The 9,113-nt window shown below is 69.3% G+C and carries 8 protein-coding genes; 7 read left to right on the forward strand and 1 reads right to left on the reverse strand.

The genetic code is table 11. The features are described from left to right. Positions 1-67: 67 nt before the first annotated feature. The 7 genes from ACZ3II_RS18705 to ACZ3II_RS18735 all read left to right on the forward strand — a co-directional run bounded on the left by ACZ3II_RS18705 (position 68) and on the right by ACZ3II_RS18735 (position 7,756). The gene (locus ACZ3II_RS18705; protein WP_465518910.1) at positions 68-1,111 is read left to right on the forward strand and encodes a sporulation protein; all 1,044 of its coding nucleotides are present in this window, start codon (positions 68-70) and stop codon (positions 1,109-1,111) included. Between the two features lie 292 nt (positions 1,112-1,403). Continuing rightward, entirely contained in the window at positions 1,404-2,426 is a 1,023-nt protein-coding gene (locus tag ACZ3II_RS18710; protein ID WP_465518911.1) for an ABC transporter substrate-binding protein, read from the forward strand. Beyond that, positions 2,426-3,235 (forward strand): ABC transporter ATP-binding protein, encoded by an 810-nt coding sequence (locus tag ACZ3II_RS18715; protein WP_465518912.1) that lies wholly within the window; start codon positions 2,426-2,428, stop codon positions 3,233-3,235. Before ACZ3II_RS18710 ends, ACZ3II_RS18715 begins: the two co-directional genes overlap by 1 nt. Further along, on the forward strand, positions 3,228-4,046 hold the full coding sequence (locus ACZ3II_RS18720) for an ABC transporter permease (RefSeq protein ID WP_465518913.1): 819 nt from the start codon (positions 3,228-3,230) through the stop codon (positions 4,044-4,046). Before ACZ3II_RS18715 ends, ACZ3II_RS18720 begins: the two co-directional genes overlap by 8 nt. Positions 4,047-4,064: 18 nt before the next feature. Next, the gene (locus ACZ3II_RS18725) at positions 4,065-4,961 is read left to right on the forward strand and encodes a TauD/TfdA dioxygenase family protein (protein ID WP_465518914.1); all 897 of its coding nucleotides are present in this window, start codon (positions 4,065-4,067) and stop codon (positions 4,959-4,961) included. After that, positions 4,961-6,310: an LLM class flavin-dependent oxidoreductase gene (locus ACZ3II_RS18730; protein ID WP_465518915.1), complete on the forward strand. Its 1,350-nt coding sequence runs from the start codon at positions 4,961-4,963 to the stop codon at positions 6,308-6,310. The genes ACZ3II_RS18725 and ACZ3II_RS18730 overlap by 1 nt, the downstream gene beginning before the upstream one ends. 96 nt (positions 6,311-6,406) lie before the next feature. Continuing rightward, a complete protein-coding gene (locus tag ACZ3II_RS18735) occupies positions 6,407-7,756 on the forward strand; it encodes an MFS transporter (protein WP_465518916.1) in 1,350 nt (449 codons plus the stop codon). Here the strand turns inward: ACZ3II_RS18735 and ACZ3II_RS18740 are convergent. Then, positions 7,732-8,337 carry a hypothetical protein gene (locus tag ACZ3II_RS18740; RefSeq protein WP_465518917.1) on the reverse strand — a complete coding sequence of 202 codons (606 nt, stop codon included), beginning with the start codon at positions 8,335-8,337 and terminating at the stop codon, positions 7,732-7,734. The genes ACZ3II_RS18735 and ACZ3II_RS18740 overlap by 25 nt on opposite strands. Positions 8,338-9,113 lie beyond the last annotated feature (776 nt).

Below are 9,113 nucleotides of genomic sequence, written 5' to 3' on the forward strand. Positions count from 1 at the left end.
AATTCTCAGCGTTCGTTCAGCGGGCGTTGCTAGTTTTCCGAGGCACCTTTTCACACGGGAGAACATCGTGGTCTTCAAGAAGTTGCTCGGTGCCTTCGGAGTCGGTGGCCCGAGCGTCGACACCGTGCTGTCGAACCCGAGCACCTACCCGGGCGCGCCGCTCACCGGCAACGTCAACCTGGTCGGCGGCACGCAGGACGCCGACATCGAGCACGTCACCCTGGGCCTGGTCACCCGGATGGAGGTGGAGGGCGGCGGCGGCGACTACTCCGCGGTCAGCGACTTCCTGCGGGTCCCGGTCACCGGCCCGATGCGCCTGTCCGCCGGCCAGCAGCTGTCCATCCCGTTCCGGATCGACATGCCGTGGGAGACCCCGATCACCACGGTCTACGGGCAGACGCTGCGTGGCATGGTGATGGGCGTGCGCACCGAGCTGGCGATCGCCCGGGCGATCGACAAGGGCGACCTGGACATGGTGCACGTGCACCCGCTGCCGATCCACCAGCGCATCCTCGACGCCTTCGCGGCCAACGGGTTCCGGTTCAAGTCCGCCGACCTGGAGTACGGGCAGATCTACGGCGTCCGCCAGACGCTCCCGTTCTACCAGGAGATCGAGTACTTCCCGCCGCAGCAGTACGCCGCGGCCGGCATCAACGAGGTCGAGCTGACCTTCGTGACCAGCCCGCACCAGGTCGAGGTGGTCCTCGAGTTCGACAAGCGGGGCGGCCTGTTCACCTCCGGGCAGGACACCTACAGCCGTTACACGGTGTCCCACGGCGACGCCGACACCACCGACTGGCGCCAGGTCGTCGACGGCTGGGTCCGTCAGGCGGTCGACCGCCGCAAGTCGATGCCGGGCTTCGGGCACGCGCCGCAGGGTTACGGTCACCCGCAGCCGGGTTACGGCCAGCCGGCGTACGGGCACTCGCAGCCGGGTTACGGTCACCACGGCCACTACCGTCAGCCGGGGCATCACGGCCACTACCGGCGCGGGCACCACGGCGGCATGGGTGGCGCGGCGATGGGGATCGCCGGCGGTCTGGCCGCCGGCTACCTGGCCGGTGAGGCTATCGACGAGGTCGGTGACGCCTTCGAGGACTTCGGCGAGTAACGCCGGAACGACGTCGTGAAAGGGCGGGAGCTGCGGCTCCCGCCCTTTTCCGTGCCCCAAGGCCTACATCTCCCACTCACTCTATGGGAATTATATGTGGCTTGGGTCACAAAACGGCTGACGTGAGTGGCATCGGCGACTTACGTTCTCAACGCAACCACGGTTACCCCGGACGCACCGGCCTGCCACCGGCGCGCTGGAATCTCCCTTGAACACGCCGACGGCCAGCCGGGCCGCCGGCCGATGACACGCACCCTCCCTACGGCCGCCCGGCCACCTTGAAGGAGTTCCGATGACAACCCGTCGATCCGTCCTCGCCGCCGCCCTGGCCGGTGTCCTCGCCGTCACCACGCTGGCGGCCTGCGGCGCCGGCGACGCGGCAGCGCCGGGCGAGCAGGCCAAGGAGCTGCGCTACCAGGGCTGGGTCGGCACCGTCACGCCCCCGGAACTGGCCGAGGAGCTCGGGTTCTTCGAGGACGTCAAGCTCAAGTGGATCGGCAACACGATCAGCGGCCCGCAGGACATCCAGGCCGCCACCACCGGCGACACCGACTTCGGCGGCGCCTTCAACGGCGCGATCGTCAAGCTCAAGAGTTCCAAGGCGCCGATCACGGCGGTCGTCGGCTACTACGGCGCCGACAAGGACAGCTACAACGGCTTCTTCGTGCTGGCGAACAGCCCGATCAAGACGGCCCGGGACCTGATCGGCAAGAAGATCGGCGTCAACACCCTCGGCGCGCACGCCGAGGCGGTCACCAAGACCTACCTGACCCGGGCCGGCCTCACGCCCGAGGAGATCAAGCAGGTCGAGCTGATCGTGGTCCCGCCGGTCAACACCGAGCAGTCGCTGCGGTCCGGCCAGATCGACGTCGCCTCGCTCAGCGGCACGCTCCGCGACCTGGCCCTGGAGCGCGGCGGCGTGCGACCGCTCTACACCGACTTCGAGCTGCTCGGCGCGTTCACCGGCGGCAGCTACGTGCTCCGCGACGACTTCATCACGAAGAACCCGGACACCGTACGCAAGTTCACCACCGGCGTGGCCAAGGCCATCGAGTGGTCCAAGACCCAGCCGCGCGAAGCGGTGATCGCCAAGTTCGAGGAGATCATCGCCAAGCGCGCCCGCAACGAGGACGACAGCCAGCTCGAGCACTGGAAGAGCTACGGCGTGACCAGTAAGGGCGGAACCATCGTGGACACCGACTTCAGCACCTGGATCGAGTGGCTCAACGGCACCGGCGAGCTCAAGAACGGCGACCTCACGGCGCCCGACATCTACACCAACGAGTACAACGGCGTCGCGGGCGGGGCCGCCTGATGACCGCCGAGCCGAAGATCCGCTTCGAGAACGTCGGCAAGACGTTCACCGCCCGCGGCCGTACCGTCACCGCTCTGCAGGACATCCGGCTCGACGTCCGCGCCGGTGAGTTCCTGGTCATCGTCGGCCCCAGCGGCTGCGGCAAGTCCACCCTGCTCGACCTGCTCGGCGGCCTGGCCACCGCGTCCAGCGGCCGGATCCTGGTCGACGGCGAGCCGGTCACCGGCCCCGGCCTGGACCGCGGCATCGTGTTCCAGCAGTACGCGCTGCTGCCGTGGCGCACCGCGCAGGGCAACATCGAGTTCGGTCTCGAGGCCAAGGGTGTCGGCCGCAAGGACCGCGCCGGCAAGGCCCGCGAATACCTCGACCTGGTCGGCCTGGCCGGCTTCCACGACCGGTACCCGCACGAGCTGTCCGGCGGCATGAAGCAGCGGGTGGCGATCGCCCGCAGCCTCGCCTTCGACCCGGACGTGCTGCTGATGGACGAGCCGTTCGCCGCCCTCGACGCGCAGACCCGCGACGGCCTGCAGGACGAGCTGCTGCGGATCTGGGAGAAGACCGGCAAGACCATCGTCTTCATCACCCACGGCATCGAGGAGGCCGTCTACCTCGGCCAGCGGGTCGCCGTGATGACGTCGCGGCCGGGCCGGATCAAGGAGGTCGTCGAGGTGCCGATCGACGCCCGGTCGGCCACCGAGGACCTGCGCAGCGACCCGCGGTTCACCCGCTACCGGCACGAGATCTGGTCCCTGTTGCGCGACGAGGTCAACCGGGCCCGCAACGAGGAGTTGGAGCGCAGCCATGTCTAGCCTCACTGTTCGCACCGCGCCGGCCGTCGCCCCGATCCACGTGGCCCGGCGCGCCGGGAGAACGGCGGGCAAGGTCTTCACCAGCGTCATCGCGATCGCGGTGTTCGCCGGGATCTGGGAGATCTTCCCCCGGCTCGGGCTGGTCGACGCGGTGTTCCTGCCGCCGCTGTCCGAGGTGCTGAGCGCCTGGTGGGACCTGGCCGTCTCGGGCGAGCTGTGGAGCCACACCGAGGCCAGCCTGATCCGCTCGGCCGCCGGGTTCGGGCTCGCGGTCGCCGTCGCGGTGCCGCTGGGCCTGCTGATCGGCTGGTACCCGCCGGTGGCGAACCTGCTCAACCCGCTGCTCGAACTGTTCCGCAACACCGCGGCCCTGGCGATCCTGCCGGTCTTCGTGCTGATCCTGGGGCTCGGCGAGACCTCCAAGATCTCGATCATCTTCTACGGCTGCACCTGGCCCATCCTGCTCAACACGGTGAGCGGTGTCCGTACCGTCGACCCGCTTCTGATCAAATCAGCCCGCTCGCTGGGACTCGGCCCGCTGCGGCTCTTCCAGAAGGTCGTGCTCCCGGCCGCCGTGCCGACGATCTTCACCGGGATCCGGCTGGCCGGCGCCGCCTCGATCCTGATCCTGATCGCTGCCGAGATGGTCGGCGCCAAGGCCGGGCTGGGCTACCTCATCAACTACGCCCAGTACAACTTCGCGGTTCCCGACATGTACGCCGGCATCCTCACCATCTCCGTGATCGGCCTGGTCGTGAACCAGCTCCTGATCGTCACCGAGCGCCGCTTCTCCACCTGGCGCACCAACTAGTCTTCTGAGAGGAACGAAATGAGCATCGACATCACGCGCATCGGTGGCCGGATCGGGGCCGAGATCTCCGGCGTCGACCTCAAGACCGCGATCGACGACGTCATCGCCAAGGAGATCCACGACGCCCTGGTCGAGCACAAGGTCCTGGTCTTCCGCGGCCAGCACCTCGACGACGAGCAGCACCAGCGGTTCGCCTCGATCTTCGGTGACCTGACCCTGGCCCACCCGACCGTTCCGTCCGTCGACGGCCAGGCCAACGTGCTCGAGGTGGCCGGCGGCGAGGGTGCCCGCGCCAACGCCTGGCACACCGACGTCACGTTCGTGGTCGCCCCGCCGAAGGCCACCACGCTGCGCAGCCTGGTCATCCCGCCGTACGGCGGCGACACCCTGTTCTCCAACACCGCGGCCGCGTACGCCGACCTGCCCGAGCACCTGCGCCTGCTCGCCGACCGGGCCTGGGCCGAGCACTCCAACGAGTACGACTACGCCGAGCACCCGCAGTTCCGCTCCACCGAGGTCGACGAGTACCACAAGGTCTTCGTCTCCACCCGGTACCGCACCGCCCACCCGGTGGTCCGCGTCAACCCGGACTCCGGCGTGCCGAACCTGTTCATCGGCAACTTCGTCACCGGCATCATCGGCCTGTCCAAGACCGAGGCCCGCGACATCCTGCGCCTGCTGCAGCACTACGTGACCCGGCCGGAGAACACGCTGCGCCACAAGTGGCAGGTCGGCGACATCGTCGTCTGGGACAACCGCTCCACCCAGCACTACGCCGCCGACGACTACGGCGACCTGGCCCGCAAGCTGCACCGGGTCACCGTCGCCGGGGACGTGCCGGTCAGCATCGACGGCACCAAGAGCTACATCCTCGAAGGCGACGAGGCCACCCACTACACCCCGCGGGTGCAGTGATGACCCGTCCCGGCCAACTGCATCTCAACGCCTTCCTCATGAGCGTCGGCCACCATGAAGCGGCCTGGCGTCTTCCGGAGAGCGACCCGTACGCCGACCTCGACGTCGAGCACTTCAAGAACCTCGCCCGGATCGCCGAGCGCGGCCGCCTCGACTCGCTGTTCCTGGCCGACGGCCCGGTCCTGTGGGACCAGGTCGGCCGCCGCCCGTCCGGCGTGCTCGAACCGACGGTGCTGCTCACCGCCCTGGCCGGCGCGACCCGGCACATCGGGCTGATCGCCACCGCGTCGACCACGTACAACGAGCCGTACAACCTGGCCCGCCGCTTCGCCTCGCTGGACATCGTGTCCGGCGGGCGGGCCGGCTGGAACATCGTCACCACCGCCGGCCTGGACGCCGCCCGCAACTTCAACCTGGACGCGCTGCCCGCGCACCGGGAGCGGTACGAGCGGGCCGCCGAGTTCGTCGACGTCTCCCTCAAGCTCTGGGACTCCTGGGACGACGAGACGATCGTCGCCGACAAGGCGACCGGGATCTGGGGCGACGAGTCCAAGATCTACCCGCCGGCGCACAAGGGCGACTACTACTCGGTCGCCGGGGCGCTCAACGTCCCGCGCTCCGCGCAGGGACACCCGGTGCTGGTCCAGGCGGGCTCGTCGGAGAACGGCCGCAACTTCGCCGCCAAGTACGCCGAAGCCGTCTTCACCGCCCACCAGACGCTGCCCGACGCGCAGGAGTTCTACGACGACCTGAAGCGCCGAACCGCTGAGCACGGCCGCAACCCCGACCACATCAAGATCCTGCCGGGCATCGTGCCGATCATCGGAAACACCGTCGAGGAGGCGCGTGCGCTGGAGGCCGAGCTGGAACGGCTGATCCGCCCCGAGTACGCCCTCCAGCAGCTCGCCATCCTCCTCGGCATCGACGCGTCCCGGCTGGCCCTCGACGGTCACCTGCCCGCCGACCTGCCCGACGAGGAGCAGATCGAGGGCGCCAAGAGCCGGCGTACGCTCGTCGTCAACCTGGCCCGCCGGGAGAACCTGACGGTCCGCGAGCTGATCGGGCGGCTCGGCGGCGGCCGTGGCCACCTCACCTTCACCGGCACGGCGGTCCAGGTCGCGGACAAGATCGAGCACTGGTACTCCAACGGCGCCGCCGACGGCTTCAACATCATGGCGCCGGTCCTGCCGTCGGGGCTCGAGGCCTTCGTCGACCAGGTCGTGCCGATCCTGCAGGAGCGGGGCCGCTTCCGTACCGAGTACACCGGCCGCACGCTGCGCGACCACTACGGCCTGCCGCGCCCGGCCAACCGCAACACCGCCACTCGCCAGACGGTCACGTCGGCCTGACACCCGCCGCGGGGACGGGGCAGGAACCGCGGGCTGACGGGACGGCTCACGCTGCGGTTGTGGCAGGTGTGGGCCGTACGACGAAAGGTCCTGATCGTGAAAAGCCCCGGCGCCGCACTCGGTGGACTCTGCCTGGCCACGGCCGCCTACTCGGTTCTGCAATCGCTGGTCGTGCCCGCCCTCGGCGTCTTCCAGCGCGAGCTCGGTGCCACCCCGTCCGGCGCGGCGTGGCTGCTCACCGCGTTCCTGCTGAGCGCCTCGATCTCCACGCCGGTGCTCGGCCGGCTCGCCGACGTGCACGGCAAACGCCGCGTCCTGCTCGCCTCCCTGACCGCGATGAGCATCGGCGCCCTCATCTCCGCGGTCGCCGGTCAACTCCCCGTCATGGTCGCCGGGCGCGTCGTGCAGGGCCTCGGCGCCGCCGTCTTCCCGATCTGCTTCGCCCTGGTCAGAGACCATCTGCCGGCCGGTCGCCGCCCCCGCGCGTTCATCGCGATATCCACCGTCATGAGCGTCGGCGGCGCCGCCGGAACCATCACGGCCGGCCCGATCCTGGAACTCCTGTCCTCCCGATGGCTGTTCCTGATCCCCGCCCTGGTCTCCGCGCTCGCGATGATCCCGGTGGCGCTGCTGCTGCCGCGCGGCACGCCCGCCACGATCAACACCACGATTGACTGGTACGGGGCCGCGCTGCTCGCCACCTGGCTCGGGCTCCTGCTGTTCGCCCTCAGCCGGTTCCCGTCGCCGGGCTGGGCCTGGCCCCTGACCGGCGTCGCCGTCCTCGCCCCGGTCTGGTGGCGCAGCCAGCGCCGCGCCGCCCAGCCACTCATCGACCTGACCACCCTCGCGCTGCCCACCGTCCGCGCCACCAACGCCGCCACCCTGCTGCTCGGCTTCGGCATGTTCGGCTCGTGGATGGTGATCCCGCTGATGATCGTCGACCGGTTCGCGGCCGGCCCGACCGTGGTCGGCCTCCTGATGCTGCCCACCGCCATCGGCAACCTGCTGATCATGCCGATCCACCGGCGCCTCACCGCCCGCCAGGGGCCACGCGCCGCGCTCGCCGCCGGTATCGCCACCGCCGGGCTGTCCTACCTCGGGCTCGCGATCTGGCACGCCACCCTGGTCCAGGTCTGCCTCGGCATCCTGGTCATGGGCGCGGGGATCGGGCTCGCGTTCAGCGCGGTCGGGGAACTGGTGGTCGAGGCGGTCCCGGCGTCGCAGACGGGAGTCTCGGCGGCGGTCAACACCGTCATGCGTACGGTCGGCGGCAGCCTCGGCACCGCGGTCGGCGGATCGGTGCTGACCTGGTCACCCGGGGATTCGTCATATGTGACGGTGCTGCTGCTGTACGCGGTGGCCCTGGGCGGCGCACTGCTCTGCGCGATTCGGGTGCCGCGCCGGGCCGTGTCCGCCGGCGCTCAGAGTTCCGCGAGAGTGGTCTGACGGCGGGCGTCCGCCACGTCGGCCATCAACGTGTCCCACTGCTCGTCCGGGCGGAACCTCGCCATCCGGACCCGTTTCGCCGAACTCGCCGACGTGTACTCCCACCAGGCGGCCACCCGCACCGGCCACAGACCGACCCGGACCGCCCCGGCGATGAAACAGCGGTGCGCCAGCAGCGTGGCCGCGAGGATCTCCGGGTCGAGGTCCAGCTCCGGGTCGTCGATCGCCTTGCCGAGAGCCCGCACGTCCCGGTGCATCTCCGAATAGCCCAGCATCCCCGGCATCGCGGGAACCAGAAGCTCGTCCTCGGGAGCGACGAGGTCATCGGCGTAGGCGGGGGTGAACACCACGTCGTCCACCGTGATGATCAAGGGAAGGGACGCCCGGCCGCGCCTGAGGTCGACCTGCACCGCGGGGGCGCCGGTCGGGACCATGACGGGGTACGCGTCGAGCACGTCCCGGAACATGATCCGGGACGTGTCGCCGATCGCCGGCACGTGCACCGTGACGATGCCGGGGACCGCGGTCACCTCGGTTCCGGGAACCTGGGCGATCAGGTCGGCAAGCTCGTCAGTGCGCATGCGTCGGTTATATGCCCTCGGCGCACGTGGCACAGCCCCGGCTCGCCCTCGATCTTGCGGCTTGCCTTCCGCCGGGCCCTTGCGGCCGCCTTCCTGCCGGGCGCTTGCGGCTGCTTTCCCGCCGGGCGCTTGCGGCTGCTTTCCTGCCGGGGGCTTGCGGCTGCCTTGCCGCCGGAGGGCTTGCGGCTGCTTTCCCGCCGGGCGCTTGCTGCTGGCCGGCCTTTGGGAGTTCGTCGGCCGTCGCTCAGGCCGGTTTTGCGGCGGGCTTTCCCTCTCTCAGCGACGGCTGACGGGGTCTGATCTGAGGGTTTGTGGCTGTGATGGCGGTCGCGGCACCCCGATTTGGTGTACGTGCTGGGGGCGGGTAATGTTGTCCGAGCCGCCAGGGAGACGGGCGAGCGAGCGGGACCGGTTATCGGGCCCGGAGCGGCCGTCCTGGGGGAACCCAAAACCTTGATCACGCGATCTTCGGGTCGTGTGTCGATGGTGTGTTTCGGTTTGTGGAATTCGGTTGCGAAACGCGGATTTGACACGGCGGAAACGGCGGGTAAAGTAGAGCGAGTGCCCCGGAGGAACGGGCCGCGGAATGCGGAACGGTTTGATGGTGTGCGGTTGTTCTTTGAGAACTCAACAGGGTGCTTGATAAGCCAGTGCCAATTATGGCAATACCCCGGCCTATCTTTCGGGATGGGTTGAGGATTCCTTTGGCAACATTCAATTGTTGCCGGGACAGTTTTTCAACAGATTTTGTTGGAGAGTTTGATCCTGGCTCAGGA

This window comes from Actinoplanes sp. NPDC019969, assembly GCF_055562375.1.

Coding starts and splice junctions, on each gene's coding strand:
- ACZ3II_RS18710 (WP_465518911.1), top strand. CDS start 1,404: ATGACAACCCGTCGATCCGTCCTCGCCGCCGCCCTGGCCGGTGTCCTC.
- ACZ3II_RS18730 (WP_465518915.1), top strand. CDS start 4,961: ATGACCCGTCCCGGCCAACTGCATCTCAACGCCTTCCTCATGAGCGTC.
- ACZ3II_RS18725 (WP_465518914.1), top strand. CDS start 4,065: ATGAGCATCGACATCACGCGCATCGGTGGCCGGATCGGGGCCGAGATC.
- ACZ3II_RS18740 (WP_465518917.1), bottom strand. CDS start 8,337: ATGCGCACTGACGAGCTTGCCGACCTGATCGCCCAGGTTCCCGGAACC.
- ACZ3II_RS18720 (WP_465518913.1), top strand. CDS start 3,228: ATGTCTAGCCTCACTGTTCGCACCGCGCCGGCCGTCGCCCCGATCCAC.
- ACZ3II_RS18715 (WP_465518912.1), top strand. CDS start 2,426: ATGACCGCCGAGCCGAAGATCCGCTTCGAGAACGTCGGCAAGACGTTC.